The sequence below is a fragment of the uncultured Prevotella sp. genome (genome assembly GCF_946407605.1).
Lineage (GTDB): Bacteria > Bacteroidota > Bacteroidia > Bacteroidales > Bacteroidaceae > Prevotella.
The window spans coordinates 75,088-93,370 of record NZ_CAMJOS010000012.1 but is presented as its reverse complement, the minus strand read 5'-3'; the positions used below and the strand labels follow the sequence as shown (position 1 = coordinate 93,370).

Annotated in this window: 16 protein-coding genes; 9 read left to right on the top strand and 7 right to left on the bottom strand. The window is 45.3% G+C overall.

Annotation, left to right across the window (positions count from 1 at the left end; genetic code table 11):
- The 7 genes from Q0R57_RS07165 to Q0R57_RS07135 all read left to right on the top strand — a co-directional run.
- A partial coding sequence (locus Q0R57_RS07165; RefSeq protein WP_294745307.1) for a glycosyltransferase family 2 protein occupies positions 1 to 911 on the top strand: 911 nt, incomplete at its 5' end.
- Complete coding sequence (locus tag Q0R57_RS07160) at positions 893 to 1,864, top strand: glycosyltransferase family 2 protein (RefSeq protein ID WP_294745306.1); 972 nt, start codon at positions 893 to 895, stop codon at positions 1,862 to 1,864. The genes Q0R57_RS07165 and Q0R57_RS07160, both read left to right, overlap by 19 nt.
- A 29-nt stretch (positions 1,865 to 1,893) precedes the next feature.
- Positions 1,894 to 2,868 (top strand): glycosyltransferase family 2 protein, encoded by a 975-nt coding sequence (locus tag Q0R57_RS07155; RefSeq protein WP_294745305.1) that lies wholly within the window; start codon positions 1,894 to 1,896, stop codon positions 2,866 to 2,868.
- 54 nt (positions 2,869 to 2,922) lie between these two features.
- Positions 2,923 to 3,930: a glycosyltransferase gene (locus tag Q0R57_RS07150; RefSeq protein WP_294745303.1), complete on the top strand. Its 1,008-nt coding sequence runs from the start codon at positions 2,923 to 2,925 to the stop codon at positions 3,928 to 3,930.
- Between the two features lie 92 nt (positions 3,931 to 4,022).
- Entirely contained in the window at positions 4,023 to 5,282 is a 1,260-nt protein-coding gene (locus Q0R57_RS07145) for a CDP-glycerol glycerophosphotransferase family protein (RefSeq protein ID WP_294745301.1), read from the top strand.
- On the top strand, positions 5,279 to 5,995 hold the full coding sequence (locus Q0R57_RS07140) for an IspD/TarI family cytidylyltransferase (RefSeq protein WP_294745299.1): 717 nt from the start codon (positions 5,279 to 5,281) through the stop codon (positions 5,993 to 5,995). The genes Q0R57_RS07145 and Q0R57_RS07140 overlap by 4 nt, the downstream gene beginning before the upstream one ends.
- Positions 5,996 to 6,039: 44 nt before the next feature.
- Positions 6,040 to 7,098, top strand: a complete 1,059-nt coding sequence (locus tag Q0R57_RS07135; protein WP_294745297.1) for an NAD-dependent epimerase/dehydratase family protein — start codon at positions 6,040 to 6,042, stop codon at positions 7,096 to 7,098.
- A 380-nt stretch (positions 7,099 to 7,478) separates the two neighbouring features.
- Here the strand turns inward: Q0R57_RS07135 and Q0R57_RS07130 are convergent, their stop codons facing one another.
- The 4 genes from Q0R57_RS07130 to Q0R57_RS07115 all read right to left on the bottom strand — a co-directional run bounded on the left by Q0R57_RS07130 (position 7,479) and on the right by Q0R57_RS07115 (position 10,253).
- The gene (locus Q0R57_RS07130; protein ID WP_294745295.1) at positions 7,479 to 7,928 is read right to left on the bottom strand and encodes a GatB/YqeY domain-containing protein; all 450 of its coding nucleotides are present in this window, start codon (positions 7,926 to 7,928) and stop codon (positions 7,479 to 7,481) included.
- A gap of 892 nt (positions 7,929 to 8,820) precedes the next feature.
- Positions 8,821 to 9,042: a DUF2795 domain-containing protein gene (locus tag Q0R57_RS07125; protein WP_248503853.1), complete on the bottom strand. Its 222-nt coding sequence runs from the start codon at positions 9,040 to 9,042 to the stop codon at positions 8,821 to 8,823.
- A 62-nt stretch (positions 9,043 to 9,104) separates the two neighbouring features.
- Positions 9,105 to 9,671: a cob(I)yrinic acid a,c-diamide adenosyltransferase gene (locus Q0R57_RS07120; RefSeq protein ID WP_294745290.1), complete on the bottom strand. Its 567-nt coding sequence runs from the start codon at positions 9,669 to 9,671 to the stop codon at positions 9,105 to 9,107.
- Positions 9,672 to 9,734: 63 nt separating this feature from the next.
- Positions 9,735 to 10,253 carry a hypothetical protein gene (locus Q0R57_RS07115; RefSeq protein WP_294745289.1) on the bottom strand — a complete coding sequence of 173 codons (519 nt, stop codon included), beginning with the start codon at positions 10,251 to 10,253 and terminating at the stop codon, positions 9,735 to 9,737.
- A gap of 98 nt (positions 10,254 to 10,351) precedes the next feature.
- Here Q0R57_RS07115 and Q0R57_RS07110 point away from each other — a divergent pair, with 98 nt between their 5' ends.
- On the top strand, positions 10,352 to 11,077 hold the full coding sequence (locus Q0R57_RS07110) for an HAD family hydrolase (RefSeq protein ID WP_294745287.1): 726 nt from the start codon (positions 10,352 to 10,354) through the stop codon (positions 11,075 to 11,077).
- On the opposite strand, the gene Q0R57_RS07105 is transcribed toward Q0R57_RS07110, so the two are convergent.
- Genes Q0R57_RS07105 through Q0R57_RS07095 form a run of 3 tightly spaced genes read right to left on the bottom strand, consistent with a single transcriptional unit; the run spans position 11,066 to position 13,464 of the window.
- Positions 11,066 to 11,785, bottom strand: a complete 720-nt coding sequence (locus Q0R57_RS07105) for a hypothetical protein (protein ID WP_294745284.1) — start codon at positions 11,783 to 11,785, stop codon at positions 11,066 to 11,068. The genes Q0R57_RS07110 and Q0R57_RS07105 overlap by 12 nt on opposite strands.
- A gap of 45 nt (positions 11,786 to 11,830) precedes the next feature.
- A complete protein-coding gene (locus Q0R57_RS07100) occupies positions 11,831 to 13,087 on the bottom strand; it encodes an ammonium transporter (RefSeq protein WP_294745282.1) in 1,257 nt (418 codons plus the stop codon).
- 29 nt (positions 13,088 to 13,116) lie between these two features.
- Positions 13,117 to 13,464, bottom strand: coding sequence for a P-II family nitrogen regulator (locus Q0R57_RS07095; RefSeq protein ID WP_294745280.1), 348 nt, complete (start codon positions 13,462 to 13,464; stop codon positions 13,117 to 13,119).
- Between the two features lie 280 nt (positions 13,465 to 13,744).
- Here Q0R57_RS07095 and gltB point away from each other — a divergent pair, with 280 nt between their 5' ends.
- Complete coding sequence (gltB, locus tag Q0R57_RS07090; protein ID WP_294745277.1) at positions 13,745 to 18,265, top strand: glutamate synthase large subunit; 4,521 nt, start codon at positions 13,745 to 13,747, stop codon at positions 18,263 to 18,265.
- Positions 18,266 to 18,283: the final 18 nt, after the last annotated feature.

The following is an 18,283-nucleotide window of genomic DNA, read 5'->3' as shown; positions in this document are numbered from 1 at the left end:
TAATACCTCATAAAGGAATACTGGATCTTCTGATGCGGTGCTTGAGGTCAATCCCGGTGTCTGAGGATATTCAGGTGATTGTGGTGGATGACAACAGTCCAGATGCCGATACGTATTTGGAAAGATATCCAGAACTATCTCGTCCTTATCTGGAATTTGTTAGAACGACAAAGGGAGGGGGAGCAGGATATGCACGGAATGTTGGTTTGGATTATGCTAAGGGGAAATGGCTTTTGTTTGCTGATGCGGATGATTATTTTGTGGAAGACATGTATGATATCATTTCTTCTAATGCAGACTCGGAAGCGGACGTCATATATTTCAAGATAGAATCTGTACTTTCAGAAAATATTATCCAAAAAACAGATAGGGATGTTTATATTGATAGAATGATTAATGATTATTATGCGAATGGTGACGAATGGCCTTTAAGATTTATGTATTGTCCTACATGGGGCAAGATGATCAAAAGAGATTTGATTAATAAATTTAACATCCGCTTTGAAGAAATAAGATACTCAAATGATGCGTTTTTCTCTTTGTTTGTAGGATATCATGCTGAAACTATTAAGGTAGTTAATAAAGTCCTTTATGTCTTGACTTCCCGCCCCGATTCGTTAGTGGCTAATTATTGTTCAAAACCAAATGAGTTAAGAATAAGGGCAGAAGTGCATTATCGTTCTGATCTGTTTTTGCATCAGCATCAAATGTGTAAGGAAAGGTCCATGAAACAATATTTGGTGCTAATGCTCAATAAAGACCGGAAACTGTTCAAATACTACTTCTTCAAACTTGATGAGATTTATCCGTCAAAGTTATCTGCATTACGTGATATTAGTAAAAACAGATCCATAAGGTTTAAAATCAAATTCTGTTTATATTCATTATTGGTATGGACAAGACTCCTGTAAGTATTTTGACAAATATAAAATCTATGTGTCCTACGTTTAGTATCATAATACCTCACTACGATATTCCAGACTTGCTGATGCGCTGTCTGAAATCAATACCTGTATCAGAGGATATTCAGGTGATTGTAGTGGATGATAATAGTCCAAATGCAGACACGTATTTGGAAAGATATCCAGAGTTGTCGCGCCCTTATTTGGAGTTTATCCGCACGACAAAAGGCGGAGGGGCAGGTTATGCCAGGAATGTAGGCTTAGATCATGCCAAGGGAAAATGGTTGTTGTTCGCTGATTCGGATGATTTCTTTTGTGAGCATGCATTTGAGGTAATCAAAGAGTATGAGGAGTCTGATGCCGATGTTATTTTTTTTAAGATAAAAAGTGTTTATTCTGATGATATTAATCAATCTGCGGAAAGATGCCTCTGGATAAATAAACTAATAGATAATTATCTAAATTTTGGGGATGATATTGCTGTCAGGGCGAAACATTGTGTGCCATGGGGTAAGATGATAAAACGCAAGTTCATTTTTGAAAAGCAATTTCGATTTGATGAAATTAAATATTCAAATGATGTTTATTTCTCCACATGTGTTGGCTTGGATGCAGCTAAAATATTGGCAGAATCTAGAATTTTATACGGGTTGACTACAAGAGAAGGATCATTGACAAACAATTTTCTGAAAAAGGATGAAGAATTGGGAATACGCGCAGAAGCTGTTTTTCGAAGACAGAAATTATTAAAAGAGCGGCAGATTATTCTAAAGCCAATGCCCTTTCGTCCTTTTTTAATGAGTATGTTGTTGGATGACAAAATGCTATTTCGTAAATATATCAAACGAGTAGATGAAATATATCCTTCTACATATTCGGCAATTAAAGATTTATGTTTGTCGCGTAGGTTACATACAAAAATATATATCTGGTTTTATTCTTATTTCTTGAGAATATTTTAATCATTTTGATGAGCATATACTTTTGAGATATGGATAGTGCATTAGTGAGTATCATCGTACCAATATATAACACAGAAGAATATGTTGAGGAATGTATTCAGTCTATCCTGTCGCAGACCTACGAGAATATAGAACTGATTCTTGTGAATGATGGCAGTACGGACGGCTCTGGTGAAATCTGCAAGAAGTATGAACATTTGCCTCTTGTTCGATATATAGAAATAGAGAACGCAGGTGTTGTAGTTGCAAGGAAACGAGGTGTAGAGGATGCACGTGGCGAATGGATAATGTTTGTAGATTCTGATGACTATTTACTAAAAGATTGTGTTTTAGAGTTACTATCAATCTCTGAAGGTGTTGATATTGTTATAGGATGCCATACGAGAAGCAAACAACTGATAGATGCTTTTGATTATTATGATAGAGAAGACTATCTATTCATGCTTACTTGTCGTCGATTTCCAACATATCCTTGGGCTAAACTCTTCAGTGCAGATCTGATTAGAAAATGTCAGCTGGCATTTGCATATAACTATCCCGTAAAGGAGGATTTCCTTATGAATTTAGCATTAGCGAGAACTAATGAGAAAAAAGTTGCCGTATGGAGGAAACCTGTTTATTTTTACCGCATTCGTATAGACTCAGCCACTCGCAGTCACAATTTTGACCTTGATTCTTATTATGACTTCTGTAATCTTGTAGATTCTATTGTTGCAGATAGCTTGTCTGAAGAAAAGGAGAAACGGGCTAAGATAGAGGTTCGTATGGATTATTATAATGATTACCTTAAACGTAATGATTATGAAGGGAATAAGCGACATCCCTTTGTAAAGGAGATAATTCGCCTTATTAACGAAGATGGAGTCATTCGCCTTTCTGACAGACTATTATTATCAGTATCTAACAAGAGATCAATTAAAATGTGCCTCTTCTTGAACAAGTTTATCACTAGGATTGAAAATCCTTCAATAATTATAAAGGATTTCAGGCGATTACATATATAATTAAACCAGATAAGGATAAGAGAATGGATTTGAATTTGGAATGGTACATAAATCATGGATAAGATTATGAAAACAAAAATAGTATACGCTGTCAGTAGTGATGAACAGGATATTTATTTAGAACAGACCGTTCTATCTGTATTCTCTTTGAAGCGACATAATCCAGATGCCGTTGTGGAATTCGTCGTAGATGAAAGGACAGACAAGACGATAGTCGGGAAGCGTGAATTGATTTTGCAATATGTCAATAAAAAGATCGTGGTGGAAGTTCCAGAATCGTATGATAAGAAACAAACTTCCAGATTCCTAAAAACCAATTTACGTCAGTATATAGATGGAGATTTTCTGTTTATTGACTCAGATACAGTTATTGCAGATAGTCTCGCTGATATTGATTCTTTTGATGGTGACATTGGGGCAGTAATAAATGAGCATGTACCAATTAGTTTGTACTTTGATAATTATGGGAAAAGTGTTAGGAGATATGCAAAAGAAGAAGGTTGGCAATGTAATGATACCCTTCCTTATTTTAATAGTGGTGTTATGTTCGTTAGGGATTCGGAAATGAGTCGGCATTTTTATAAAGATTGGCATAATGCATGGTTAGATAATATATGTAAGTTTGGAAGACATTATGATCAACCACCTTTGGCTTTTGTAAATGAAAAAAATAACTATGTTGTTACTGAACTTCCCGCAATTTGGAATTGCCAAATATTGAGATATGGCTTACCGTATTTACATCAAGCTAAGATAATTCATTATTTTGCTGCCATGTATAACAAAGATACAATCATCTATGCTTTTCGTAAAAAGGCAATTTATGAGGACATCAAAAATAAAGGATATTTGTCAACCGATTTAATCAAACTCATTGATAGAGCGAAAACAGCTTTCGATAATCCAACTCGACTTTGTACAAAAGAGGAACTAAATGTCCTTTCTGGTGAAATGGCTATGGTTTGTCTGTATCACCCTATAATACTTAATACGCTTAATTCATTGTTTAGATTGCTTAGCAGGGTACATGGTTGGTTTATAAGGCCATTTCGAAAGAATTAGTCATTGTTTTTCCCCTTCGGCGGTGGTAAGAGAGACTGGGCATCCATCGAAAAGTATGCATGATATAAAGAAACTTTTTAAAAGGCTTAAAAATGAATGTCAAACAGAAAATATGGAAGATGACAAGGCCTGTGCTTAGGCCAGTGGGGGGGGCAATAATTATTGTCCTGTTCTATCTGTTGCGCATATTCCCGATTAAGAAGAATAAGGTGTTGGTCTGTGTGTCAAGTGGCAGGCGCTATGACGATAATCAGAAGTTCATCATGGAAGAGCTTCATAAGCTCATTCCTGATTTGGATATCGTCTGGGTGAAGGACCCCAAATATGAATACGAACTGCCAACATGGATGCGACCAGTTAAATGGCGCAGTTGGCAATGGCTGTATGAGTATGCGACGGCTAAGATCTGGACGAACAACTGCTGCGAACCTGATTACTTTGTGAAGCGAAAGGGACAGTTATACGTGGAAACATGGCATGGGGGACTGGGCATCAAGAAGGTGTCTGGCGATATCATAGGCGAATATGCTGCAGGTAGGACAAAGACACTCTTCCTGAAGAATGCTTCGGATATGGCAAATGTATTTATCTCGAATTCTAACCATCTGTCGGTGATCTATCGCAGGGCATTCCAGTTTCATGGGCCTATCTGGAAATGCGGCTATCCGAAGAACGATATGCTGGTGCAGAACAATCCTGAGGAGGGTATGAAGGCTCGTAAGGACTTAGGCATTCCTTCTGATCATAAGGTGTTGCTCTATGCGCCTACATGGCGACTTCGTTTTACTCAGGAACAGCACATCGACATGACGGTATATGATCTGGATATGGATCGTTTGAAAAAGACGCTGACGGAGAAGTTTGGCGGCGAATGGACCATGCTGATCAGATTCCACCCGTCTCTGCGGCTCTATGCGAAAGACTATCAAGAGGCTCATCCAGATGTGATGGACGTGACAGACTATCAGGATATGCAACGGCTACTGATGGCGACAGACGTCATGATAAGCGACTATTCGAGTTGTATCTTCGATGCTGCCCTGAGAAGGATTCCCTGTTTTACGTATGCAACAGACTTCGAGCAATATAAGTATGAAGAGCGTGGCGTGTATTACGAGATGGAAGAACTGCCATTCCCATACGCCAAGGATAATAATGAGATGGAACAGAACGTGAAGGCTTTCGATATGGACGATTATCTGAAAAAGTGGGATGCCTTCACAATAAGAATGGGGCTGAATGAAACTGGCCATTCGGCAAAGGACATCGCACAGAAGATGGCAGATTTTCTACATGGTAAAAAAGTAACATGGCAAAATGATTATCCAATAACAATACCTAAGGAGATATGAATATAGCAGTAATATTTGCAGGAGGACAAGGGAACAGACTCAATCATCATAGTCGGCCAAAGCAGTTTTTTGAGTTTCGAGGGAAACCTATCGTAGTCTATACCATCGAGGTGTTTCAGCATATCCAGGAAGTTGATGCCATCGTGGTGGCTTGTCTAGAAGACTGGATACCTTATCTGCGTCGTCAGGTGGAGAAATATGATCTAAATAAAGTCATAGATATCGTACCTGGTGGCAGGAAAGGACAGGACTCCATCTATAATGGACTGGTATCCGCCAAGCAACATTTCCCAGAGGATTCGGTGGTGCTGATACACGACGGCGTGCGCCCCTTGGCGATGGAGAAGACTATTATTGAATGTATTGAAGTAGCCAAGGAGAAAGGGAATAGTATCGTTTGTGTACCTGCGATGGAGACTATCATCATGAAGAAAGCTGACGGTTCGCTTGAGGTGCCTGATCGCGATACCATCCAAATGGTCAGAGCGCCACAATGTTTTGTGCTGAAGGATGTGTTGGAGGCTCATCAGAAGGCATTGGCGGAGGGTAGGCATGATTTCGTAGATACCTGTTCAATGATGAACCATTATGGTTATGAGTTGCATACGATTATGGGAACGGCTGAGAATATCAAGATTACGACACCTGCTGACTACTTTATGTTCAAGGCCATCATTGAAGCGAGGGAAGAAAGTGCTGTATTTGGATTTTAAGAAGTGAAAAGTGAAGAGTGAAAAGTGATAAATTTGCTACCGCTGTGAGTAAAGATATTATCCAAGAGGATTTACAGAGGATGAGCGAGGCCAAGCTGCCCTGGCGAGAACTTCACGGAAAGACCGTCTTCGTTACTGGAGCTACAGGTATGCTGGCCTCGTATGTCACCTGGCTGTTGCTCTATCTGCATGAGCATGCAGGCATCAACGTCTCTGTAGTGGCACTTTGCAGGAATCGCCAGAAAGCAGAACAATATTTTGGCTCGTATGTAGGGAAGTCTTATTTCCGTCTGCTGATACAGGATGTATGCAATCCTATCGCCTATGAGGGACAGGTGGACTATGTATTCCATCTGGCAGGGAACGCCAGTCCTCATTTTATTAATACGGATCCTGTTGGTATTATGAAGTGTAATCTGCAGGGGACTATCAATGTGCTGGAACTGGCTCGGCATCATGACGTTAAACGGGTTTTGTTTGCATCGACACGAGAAGTTTATGGAAAGAATGAGGATGCAGAGCAGCTCAATGAGTCGGCTTTTGGCACTCTCGATCCTTTGGACGACAGGTCGTGCTATCCTGAAAGCAAGCGGGCTGCAGAATCGCTTCTGAAGAGTTATGCTCTGCAATATGGTGTACTGTTTAATACCGTTAGAATTGCCCATTCTTATGGACCAACTATGAATCTGGAGAATGACGGGCGAGTGATGGCAGATTTGATTTCAGACGTGGTAGCTGGCAGAAGCATTGTACTGAAAAGTACTGGCACCGCTGTTCGCGCTTTCCTTTATGTAACTGATGCCGTTATAGGAATGTTTACGGTACTCTTCCTTGGTGAACCATCAACGGCCTATAATCTTGCCAACGAAACAGAGCCGATCTCCATCAAGGATTTAGCTCTTTTGCTAACCTCATTCAGGAAAGACATCGACTTGAAATTAGTTTATGATACGCGGCAGCAAGACAATACTAAGGGTTACTGCACCTATAAACGAATTGCCCTTGATACCAGAAAATCAGAGGCTCTAGGATGGAGCCCCCATATAAGTCTTAAGGAAGGGTTAACCCGTACTTTTATAAAAACGCAAATCGGTGTTTTGTGAGTTTCTTGACGAACGTAAAATGTACTTACCTTGAGGAAATTGTCGATGTTGTCTTGCCATATCAAAATAATTATTTGCACTAAAAGAGGATTTTGCAAAAGTAGCGATTATTGTGCAAATAATTCGATTTCCTCACCTAAATAAGCCTAATTATAGGCGTTTGTGCCATTATTGAGCCACTAAAAACGGCACTTTTGGGCATAAAAATAAGGTGTGCAAATAATTAATATCTGCGCACCTTATTGATTTTTAATTAGTTGCGAATCAAAAAGATGCTTAATACTCGTCCTCGTTGAAGTTTAAAGCACATACTGAGTACCAACGAGTTACAATGCTCTGTGCCATTATTGTGCCACGAATTCTAGACATAAAATCAAAGATTATGCCAGGAGCTTCTTTACAATCTCAGAAATGACTCGGCCATCCGCCTTTCCTGCCAACTGCTTGCTGGCTGTGCCCATTACCTTTCCCATCTCCTTCATGCTTGTGGCTCCCACTTCAGCAATAATCTTCTTCACCTCTGCCTCAATCTCCTCTTGGGAAAGTTGTTTCGGCAGATAACTCTCTAGTACTTCCACTTGTGCCAATTCAGCATCAGCCAAGTCCTGACGTCCTGCCTGTGTGTAGGTTGCCGCAGTCTCCTTGCCCTGCTTGGCCAGTTTTGAGATAATCTTCAATGCATCAGCATCAGCCAATGTGTCGTTGGCTCCTGGAGCAGTCTTTGCTTCCAGAAATACTTTCTTAATGTTGCGAAGCGTCTCCAGACGCACCTTGTCGCGAGCCTTCATTGCGGACTTGATGTCCTCGCTAATCTGATCGAATAAAGTCATAATGCTATTTTTTTAACCTTAACATGATGCAAAGATACAGTATTTTTTTCTTATCAATCCCTTTCTACGTGAAGTCTTAGGCTTTTTTAGCGATTCTACATGATAGCCACGCATGCAGAGTTCGTTATAGATGGGGCGATTATTCCCAAGCTGGGAATGTTTTGTTCCCAGCCTGGGAGTCTGACATTCCCAACTGGGAATGAATAATTCCCTTTAAAGGAACTGATGGTGCTGATTAAAGACTGAAGGATAGCATCGATAAGCGTGCCTTGTTGACGAATAACGAAGGGTTTTAACTAAAAGGCGTCCATCCCTCCCGTCGATAGGCTGAAAAGCCAGTAAATAAAGGGATCTTCGTATTTTCATCTCTCCCTTCATCTCTCCCATATCTCTCCCTTCATCTCTCCTTTCGGCTTTCACTTTGCAGTCTCCAAACATCTGCATCACAGCTATTATGACGGGAGAGATGAAGGGAGAGATATGGGAGAGATGAAGGGAGATATTATTTTTTGCCAAATCCTTATGTATAAATGACTTAGATGGGGTAATGGGAGAGATAAACGACAAACGACAACAGACGGAGAAAAATCAATTACAACTTGTTTCGTAACCTTCCTTTGATACAGGTACGCAATCAGCACAGTGCTGCAATACAATCCTGACGATGTCGAAAGACTTACCAAAGTCATCAACATCGTTGAAGCAATAGTCAAACCTATCCCTATTTCTTGGGTGACGGACAGGTTCCTCGTCACGTCTCACTGTAATTGTGCAAGTATTGTGCTACATATTTGGCACAAAATGCGCCAAAAGGTAAAAAAATAAAGTGTGCAAATAATTCATATCTGCACACAATATTGATTTTTCAATAAATTACAAGGAATGCCCTAGTCTAATACTCATCCTCGTTGAAGAGGAAATCTTCCTTGGTGGGGTAGTCGGGCCAGATATCCTCGATGCTCTCGTAGATATCACCCTCATCTTCTATCTCCTGCAAGTTCTCGAGCACCTCGAGGGGGGCGCCAGAACGAATTGCGTAGTCAATAAGCTCCTCCTTGGTGGCTGGCCAGGGAGCATCTTCCAATTTTGAAGCCAATTCTAGTGTCCAATACATATTTGATGTTGTTTAATGATAGTCATTTCTTGAAATTGGGCACAAAAGTAGTATTTTTTTTTCTATCTACAAGGTTTTTGCCAGATAATTTCTTGCTGTGCAGCGTTAAAATTTATTTTTTTTGCTAAAACGAACAAATAATCACTCAGTCTGTTGACATATTGAATGATTTCATGGCCCACAATATCGGTCTCGGCAAGAGCGGCGATACGACGCTCGGCACGACGACAGACAGTACGGCATACATGACTCTGGGCAGCTGCAATGGTACCACCTGGCAAGACGAAGCCTTGCGCCTCAGGCAGCAGGCTGAGAATCTCGTCAATACGTTGTTCGAGCAATTCCGTCTCGCCTTCAGGCAACTGACCAGAAGGGGGCAGAGGCGTCTGACTCAGGTCGGTGGCCAGATGGGAGCCGACAATAAAAAGATTACTCTGTATGCGAAGCAACAGCTGACGCTCGTCATCAACGGATGGGAGATAAGCCAGGAGGAGGCCCAAATGTGAGGTAAGTTCATCAATAGTACCATAGGCTTCGATTCGTGCACTACTTTTATTGATTCGCACTCCACCCACGAGGCTGGTTCGGCCCTTATCGCCTCTGCGGGTATAAATCTTTGTCATTTTCATAAGGCTTTTTTTTTGCGTCCCTCGAGTAGCATGCGAGCAAAGCTCGAGCGAAGGATTTAAAGTTTAAAAGTTTATTTTGTAATTATGTTTCTCGCGTTTGGGGTCGAAGGTGACAATACCGCAATAGAACAAGTCAAAGGTGACGCTGACACGCGGGTCGTGCTCTATACAGTGCCAATAGTCAGGATGACGGTAAATGTCCTGAAAGACTACCAAGGACTGTTCGTTGCACTCCTGAAACAGGCGATGGTAGTCGGTCTTGATAGGCACAAAAGCCATGTCGACATCAGAGGCTTCATCGACCACCACAGCTTTGCGGCTGCCTGCCTCCAGGTAATCACGATAACCCAACCAGTCGACGATGGTGGCGGGCTGTCGTTCGTTGACAAGCCTGAAATAGAGTCGTCCCAGCTTACGACGCATCCTATCATCATTTTGTCCCAGCTCTTGATAGGCATAGTATGGCCACGACTCATTGATGACATACCGCTCGAAGCGATAGTCTGTAGGCGACTGGATGCCAAAGCCTCGACAGTGGCCAATACGACTGAGCCAAACGCATGCTTGCAATAGTCTGTTCATCGTCAACATTTGGAATTTCAGCGCAAAGATAGAAAAAAAACTGAAAACTCAAATCTGAAATCTCCATTTTTTTGTATCTTTGCAGCAAAAATATACAAATGAACATAGAAAAGATCAAAGTCATAGCTTTTGATGCCGACGATACTTTGTGGGACTGTCAGGGACATTTCGAGGAGGTGGAGAACCACCTGTACAGCCTGATTGCGCCCTATTGCGAGAACCCGAAACAGGAACTGTTCAAGACTGAGTCGGGCAACATGGCCGACTTAGGATATGGATGTAAGGCATTCACCATCAGTATATTAGAGACTGCCATGCGTGTGGCAGGCAACGACCTCACTGCTACAACATTAGAGCAGTTGCTTAGCCATTGTAAGCAACTGCTCCATCTGCCAGCCACCCCTCTTGATGGTGTGGATCAGACTTTGAGGATGATGCGCAGCAGATTGTGTGATGATGCCACGCCTGAAACGAGGGTCAAATTTGTATGTTTCACCAAAGGCGAACTGCAGGATCAGGAGAATAAATTGAAAAGGTCAGGCCTGCTGCAGTATTTCGACGATGTAGAGATTACCTCTGACAAGACACAACGTGAGTTTCTGGCCCTGTGCGAACATCACCGCATACATCCCTCGGAACTTTTAATGGTAGGTAACTCACTGAAGAGCGACATCGCCCCTGCCCTTGCCGTTGGTGCCTGGGCTGTGCATATCCCGTTTCACGTGACATGGCAGCTGGAGCATTTCGATGATATTGATCACGAGCGTCTAATGAAGATCTCGCAGTTCAGTGAGTTACCTAACTGTTTAGGTTTAGGGCTGTAAGGTCACACCAAAGACCAGATAAGCACGCTGTGTGCACGGATTGGCAGCAATCTGACCAAAAACAGGCAGACTAAACGAATCCGTCACCTTGATGTCCTTGGTAGCTTTCACAGAGAGGTTAGTCACTGCAAAGCCCGACGTCCAGCCATTATAGAAATCGGTGGCAAAGGGGACGGCGCCAGCCGTAGCAGTCCAGTCGACAGAAGCAAGTTTAAATGGGACAACAGCCTCAAAATAACTGCTGTAGGCTCGCTTGCCGTCCTTGTTTATACCATCATTTCCTGCGAAGTTGGTAAACCATTGCAGACTGGCCACACCAAAATCATAACCTACATTAGCCTCAAACACGTGGTTGGTGCTATGGGCATCATATTTAAAGTAGCGATTCTCTGGGTCACCGCCAGTTGGCATCGCATTGAACCAGTAGTCAGTCACACCGATGTTCAGGTTACCAATGGTATAAGCCAGCGTAAGGTCAAACTCCTTGGTATCGGCAGGGTTCACGAGTCCATAGCTGCCCCAGGCTGTCAGCGACAGACCTTTATAGGCTACGCCCAGCGTAGGCTGAAAGGCTGTACTACCCAAATTCTGGCCACGCCAGATATAACTACTTACAACGTCAGCACTAATCGTTGTCTCTACTTCCTCCTGTGCAAAGGTGGTCATGCTCATGGCCATACCCAATGCGAATAAAACAATCTTTTTCATAATTCTCTCTCTTTTAATTTTCAATTCTCAATTTTCAATTTTCAATTAATTGTAGCACATCTCACCATGCTCGTAAACATCGAGTCCTTCCTCTTCGATGCGCTTGTCAACACGCAGACCATGCAACTTCTTGATGCCGAAGAACAGGACAAAACCACAGGCAGCAGCCCAGAGATCGATTACTAATATACCAAAGCACTCTGCACCAAAGAAGCCCCAACCGTTACCGTAGAAAGCGCCATTGCTGACAGACAGCAAACCAGTCATGATAGTTCCGAGAATACCACACACACCATGAACAGAGCTTGCACCCACAGGGTCATCGATATGCAGTTTGTGATCAATAAACTCAATGGCGAAGACCAGCACGACGCCACAAACCAGACCGATAATGATGGCACCAAGGGGTGATACAAGATCACAGCCAGCTGTTATACCTACCAGACCAGCCAACACGCCGTTGAGGGTCAGTGAGAGTGAGGGCTTGCCATACTTGAACCAAGTGAGGAACATAGTAGCCATACCACCTGCAGCAGCAGCGAGGTTAGTGGTCAGGAACACATGAGAGATGGCAACACGGTTCACCTCACCAGAGGCAGCCAGCTGAGAACCGGGGTTGAAACCGAACCATCCCAGCCAAAGAATGAACACACCCAGGGCAGCAACCAACAGGTTGTGACCAGGAATAGCGTTGCTCTTCTTGTCCTTACCATATTTACCAATACGGGGACCCAGTGCCAGAGCACCAATCAGGGCCAGGACACCACCTACAGAGTGTACGATGGCAGAACCAGCAAAATCGTGGAACACATCACCAAAGGTGGTCATCATGAAACTGTCCACAGCATCATTGCAAAGCCAGCCGCCACCCCAGGTCCAGTGACCTTCGATAGGATAGATGAACAGCGAGATGACTGCACTATAAATAAGGTACATCGAGAACTTGGTACGCTCGGCCATAGCACCACTGACGATTGTGGCAGAGGTGGCACAGAACACGGTCTCAAAGATCAGGAAGCCCTCAACAGGCAGTTCGCCGTCATAAAAACTCAGGTCGCCCCAGTTGGGCAAGCCAATAAAACCTCCCAGCGTGTCGGCACCGAACATGAAACCGAAGCCGAGGAAAAAGAACAGAAGCGAGCCGAACATGAAGTCGACAAAGTTCTTCATGAGGATGTTAGCGGTGTTCTTACCGCGTGTAAAACCTGCCTCACACAGGGCGAAGCCTGGCTGCATCCAGAAAACCAACATGGCTGCCAATAGCATCCATACGGTATCGAGTGATAATCCAATTTCGTTCATACTGATTTTGTGTTTGTGTTGTTATCCTTTTACTTTTTATCTCTCAATACGGTGTCACCCTTTTCGCCTGTACGTATAGAATAGGTCTCCAGCACGTCGCTGACGAAAATACGACCATCGCCAATCTCGCCTGTATGGGCCACTTCGAGAATCACTTTCACTGTGGGCTCGAGGAACACATCGCGACACACAATGGTGATGGCCACACGCTCGATGACATCGGTAGAGTACTGCACGCCACGATAGATTCGCTCCTGACGGCTCTGTCCGATGCCGTGCACGTCGTGGTACTCAAACCAGTTGATGTCGGATGAAAGCAGTGCTGCCTTCACCTCCTCGAACTTGGTCTTTCGGATAATTGCTTCAATCTTTTTCATACCTTTTTACCTTTAATTAATACTATTGTCACTGTGACTCTTCTGAATTCGAGGGCAAAGTTACGACATTTCCCCGACATCAAAAGCATGATTATCCATGTTTCATTCAACATTTTTAAGTCATGTTACAATCTGTAAAGAAAACAAGCCGATTTGCTTACAGATTGTTACTTTTGGCAAAAATGTAGATAAAAAGGTTGGAAAATATGGCATTTTGGCGACATATTGATATATCTTTGCGCCCGATTTTGAACTTTTGGAAAGATTAAAGAAGGATAATATGACGAAAAGTTTTCAGATGAAAGAACAAAAAGGACTCTACCAGAGTGACTATGAGCATGATGCTTGCGGCGTGGGTATGGTGGTTAACATACACGGCGGAAAAAGTCATGATCTGGTTGACAATGCACTGAAGGTGCTTGAGAACATGGAACACCGTGGCGCCGAGACACGCGACAAGACCGGTGATGGTGCGGGTATCATGGTACAGATACCCCACGAGTTTATTTTGTTACAGGGTATCCCCGTGCCCGAAAAGGGTAAGTACGGCACAGGTCTGGTTTTTCTGCCAAAGGACGAGAAGTCCCAACAGCAGATACTGAGCGTGATGATTGAGGAGATTGAGCGCGAAGGTCTGCAGCTGATGCATCTGCGCACGGTGCCCACCACCCCCGAGGTGCTGGGTGTGGCTGCCCGCGAGGTGGAACCCGATATTAAGCAGATTTTTGTTACGGGTGTATCCGAGGATAAGGTGCCCGTGTTTGAGCGTATATTATATAAAGTTCGTAAGCGCATAGAGAACCGCATCGACGATGAGGATTTTTATCTCTGTTCGCTGTCGAGCAAGAATATTATCTACAAGGGAATGCTTACCAGCGGACAGCTGCGTCGCTACTTCCCTGATCTTTCGAACGATTACTTTACGAGCGGTCTGGCCTTGGTTCACTCGCGTTTCTCAACTAATACATTCCCAAAATGGAAGCTCGCACAGCCTTTCCGTCTGCTGGCCCACAACGGTGAGATTAACACCATTCGTGGTAACCGCGGCTGGATGAAGGCAAGAGAGAGTGTGCTGAGCAGTGAGGCGCTGGGCGACATCAAGGACCTGCGCCCGATTGTGCAGGACGGCATGAGCGACTCGGCCAGCTTGGACAACGTTTTCGAGTTCCTGATGATGAGCGGACTCTCGTTGCCACAGGCCATGGCCATCCTGGTGCCCGAGAGCTTTAACGATAAGAACCCTATTTCAGAAGATTTGAAAGCCTTCTACGAATATCACTCTATCCTGATGGAGCCGTGGGACGGTCCTGCAGCACTGCTGTTTAGCGATGGTCGCTACGCAGGCGGTATGTTGGACCGCAACGGCCTGCGCCCCAGCCGCTACACCATCACCAAGCAAGGTATGATGGTGGTAGCCTCTGAGGTTGGCGTAATGGACTTTGAGCCCGGCGACGTGGTTTCGAAGGGACGTCTGCAGCCAGGAAAGATTCTGCTGATTGACACACAGGAAGGCAAGATTTACTACGATGGCGAGATTAAGGAGAAGCTGGCCAAGGCCCATCCTTACCGCGAGTGGCTGGCCGAGAACCGCGTGCAGCTTGAGAAACTGAAGAGCGGACGTAAGGTGGACAACGGCGTGAGCGACTTGCAGCAAAAGCTGGTTACCTTCGGATTCGGTCAGGAGGATATCGACAAGACCATTATCCCTATGGCCACAGCCGGACAGGAGCCTGTAGCTGCCATGGGTAACGACACCCCGCTGGCCGTTATCTCCGACCGTCCACAGGTGCTGTTCAACTACTTCCGTCAGCAGTTCGCACAGGTTACCAACCCTGCCATCGACCCTATCCGCGAGGAACTGGTGATGAGCCTAACCGAGTATATCGGCGCTGTAGGCACCAACATTCTAACACCCGACGCATCTAACTGTAAAATGGTGCGCCTGCCACAACCAGTTTTGACCAACACACAACTCGATATATTATGTAACATCCGCTACAAGGGCTTCAATACCAAGAAGTTGCCTATCCTCTTTGAGATGGCAAAGGGAGAGGAAGGTCTGCGTAAGGCTCTGGACTACCTGTGTCATCAGGCTGAAGCCAGTGTAGACGAGGGTGTGAACTACATTATCCTGAGCGACCGCGACCTGGACGAAACCCACGCCGCCATCCCATCTCTGTTGGCCGTTTCTGCCGTTCACCACTACCTGATTAGCGTAGGTAAACGTGTGCAGACTGCCCTGATCGTTGAGAGCGGTGAGATTCGCGAGGTGATGCACGCAGCCCTGTTGTTGGGCTACGGTGCCAGTGCGCTATGTCCTTACATGACGTTCGCTGTACTGGATGATCTGGTGAAGCACCACAAGATTCAGGAGGAGTACGCTACTGCCGAGAAGAACTATATCAAGGCGGTGGACAAGGGCCTGAAGAAGATTATGTCGAAGATGGGTATATCTACCATCCGCTCTTATCGTGGTGCGAAGATCTTCGAGAGCATCGGACTGAGCGAGGACCTACTGCGCCGCTACTTCGGTACCGAGGTAAGCACCATTGGTGGTATTGGTCTGAAGGAGATTGCCCGCGATGCCATCGCCTTGCACGAACAAGGAATGGCGGTAGCAAACTCTAAACTCTACACTCTAAACTCTCCACTAAAAAATCAGGGCCAGTTTGCATGGCGCAAGGATGGTATCAAGCATGCTTGGAACCCAGAAACCATTGCAAAACTGCAGTTGGCTACCCGTCAGGGCAACTACGATAAGTTTAAGGATTGGGCAAAGATTGTTGACGAAAAGGAGAGCCCCATCTTTATCCGCGACTTCTTCGGATTTAAGAAGGCCGCTAAACCTACACCTATCGACGAGGTTGAGCCCGTTGAGAGCATCGTTAAGCATCTTGTTACAGGTGCCATGAGTTTCGGTGCCCTGAGCATCGAGGCCCACGAGGCACTGGCACTGGCCATGAACAAGCTGGGCGCCCGCAGTAACACCGGTGAGGGTGGTGAGGATAACGCCCGCTACCACTCGGAGGTTGACGGCGTAAGCCTGAGCTCGAAGACCAAGCAGATTGCCAGTGGCCGCTTTGGTGTAACCGCCGAGTACCTGGTGAATGCCGAGGAGATACAGATTAAGGTGGCACAAGGAGCAAAACCTGGTGAGGGCGGACAGCTGCCTGGCTTTAAGGTTAACGAGATTATCGCCAAGACGCGTAACGCCATCCCCGGTATCTCGCTCATCTCGCCTCCACCACATCACGATATCTACAGTATCGAGGACCTGGCACAGCTTATCTTCGACCTGAAGAATATCAACCCCACAGCTGCCGTAAGCGTAAAGCTGGTGGCCGAGAGCGGTGTAGGTACCATTGCCGCTGGTGTGGCTAAGGCCAAGGCTGACCTGATTGTGATTTCGGGTGCCGAGGGTGGTACAGGTGCCAGCCCTGCATCAAGTATGCGATTTGCAGGTATCAGTCCTGAGATCGGACTGGCCGAGACCCAGCAGACACTGGTGATGAACGGCCTGCGTAACCAGGTGCGCCTGCAGACCGACGGACAGCTGAAGACTGCCAAGGACGTGATAATCATGGCGATGCTTGGTGCCGACGAGTTCTCGTTCGGAACGCTGCCCCTGATTGTACTGGGCTGCGTGATGATGCGTAAGTGTAATACCAATACCTGCCCCATGGGTGTGGCTACCCAGAACCCCGAGCTGCGTAAGCACTTTGAGGGTAGAGCTGAATACGTGGTTAACTTCTTTACCTTCTTGGCCGAGCAGGTACGCGAATACCTGAGTGAAATCGGTGTGAAGAGTCTGAAGGAGATTATCGGACACACCGAACTGATTGAGGTGAACACCGAGAACGCCACCGACAAGCAAAAGACTATCGACTTTGACCGTCTGCTGCACAAGCCTGAGACAGACAAGGCTCTCTACTGGGATCGTGGTGCCTATACCAAGGTAACAGGCGTGAAGGACGAGGAAATGATCAAGGCAGCACAGAAGGCCATCGAGAACCAGGAAGAGGTAACACTCGACTATGCCATCAAGAATACCGATCGTGCCGTGGGTACCATGCTGAGTGGTGTGATTGCCCAGAAGTACGGCGAGGAAGGACTGCCCGACGGAACTATCAAGATTAAGTTCAAGGGCTCGGCTGGTCAGAGTTTCGGTGCCTTTGCCGTGAAGGGACTGGATTTGCGCCTCGAGGGCGAGACCAACGACTACTTTGGTAAAGGTCTTTCAGGCGGTCGAATCTCTATTCTGCCTCCAGCTCGTCGCAGCGACAACTTTAAGGCCGAAGAAAATATTATCGCAGGTAACACCGGACTGTACGGTGCTACATCGGGCGAACTCTATATAAATGGTAAGGTAGGCGAGCGCTTCGGAGTGCGTAACTCGGGTGCCATCGCTGTGATTGAAGGTGCCGGCGACCACTGCTGCGAGTACATGACTGGCGGACGTGTGGTAGTGCTGGGTAAGACAGGCCGCAACTTTGCCGCTGGTATGAGTGGTGGTGTGGCTTACGTCTATGACCCAGACCACACTTTCGACTACTTCTGCAACATGGATATGGTGGAGCTCTCGCTGGTAGAGGACAGCGTAAGTCGCAAAGAGCTGCTCGAGCTCATCCGTCAGCACTATCTGCACACGGGGTCAGCTCTTGCAGGTCGCATGCTCGACGACTGGCACCGCTACATCGAGGACTTTATCCAGGTTGTACCTATCGAGTACAAACGCGTGCTCGAAGAAGAGAAGATGGCGCGCCTGCACGAGAAGATTGCCGACATCCAGAGAGACTATTAGTAAAATGTAAATTAAATT

Excerpts from the sequence above, each read along its gene's own strand:
- Q0R57_RS07160 (WP_294745306.1), top strand. The coding sequence starts at position 893 with ATGGACAAGACTCCTGTAAGTATTTTGACAAATATAAAATCTATGTGT.
- Q0R57_RS07100 (WP_294745282.1), bottom strand. The coding sequence starts at position 13,087 with ATGAACGAAATTGGATTATCACTCGATACCGTATGGATGCTATTGGCA.
- Q0R57_RS07125 (WP_248503853.1), bottom strand. The coding sequence starts at position 9,042 with ATGTATTGGACACTAGAATTGGCTTCAAAATTGGAAGATGCTCCCTGG.
- Q0R57_RS07145 (WP_294745301.1), top strand. The coding sequence starts at position 4,023 with ATGAATGTCAAACAGAAAATATGGAAGATGACAAGGCCTGTGCTTAGG.
- Q0R57_RS07140 (WP_294745299.1), top strand. The coding sequence starts at position 5,279 with ATGAATATAGCAGTAATATTTGCAGGAGGACAAGGGAACAGACTCAAT.
- Q0R57_RS07105 (WP_294745284.1), bottom strand. The coding sequence starts at position 11,785 with ATGAAAAAGATTGTTTTATTCGCATTGGGTATGGCCATGAGCATGACC.
- Q0R57_RS07130 (WP_294745295.1), bottom strand. The coding sequence starts at position 7,928 with ATGACTTTATTCGATCAGATTAGCGAGGACATCAAGTCCGCAATGAAG.
- gltB (WP_294745277.1), top strand. The coding sequence starts at position 13,745 with ATGACGAAAAGTTTTCAGATGAAAGAACAAAAAGGACTCTACCAGAGT.
- Q0R57_RS07110 (WP_294745287.1), top strand. The coding sequence starts at position 10,352 with ATGAACATAGAAAAGATCAAAGTCATAGCTTTTGATGCCGACGATACT.
- Q0R57_RS07095 (WP_294745280.1), bottom strand. The coding sequence starts at position 13,464 with ATGAAAAAGATTGAAGCAATTATCCGAAAGACCAAGTTCGAGGAGGTG.
- Q0R57_RS07115 (WP_294745289.1), bottom strand. The coding sequence starts at position 10,253 with ATGAACAGACTATTGCAAGCATGCGTTTGGCTCAGTCGTATTGGCCAC.
- Q0R57_RS07150 (WP_294745303.1), top strand. The coding sequence starts at position 2,923 with ATGGATAAGATTATGAAAACAAAAATAGTATACGCTGTCAGTAGTGAT.
- Q0R57_RS07120 (WP_294745290.1), bottom strand. The coding sequence starts at position 9,671 with ATGAAAATGACAAAGATTTATACCCGCAGAGGCGATAAGGGCCGAACC.
- Q0R57_RS07155 (WP_294745305.1), top strand. The coding sequence starts at position 1,894 with ATGGATAGTGCATTAGTGAGTATCATCGTACCAATATATAACACAGAA.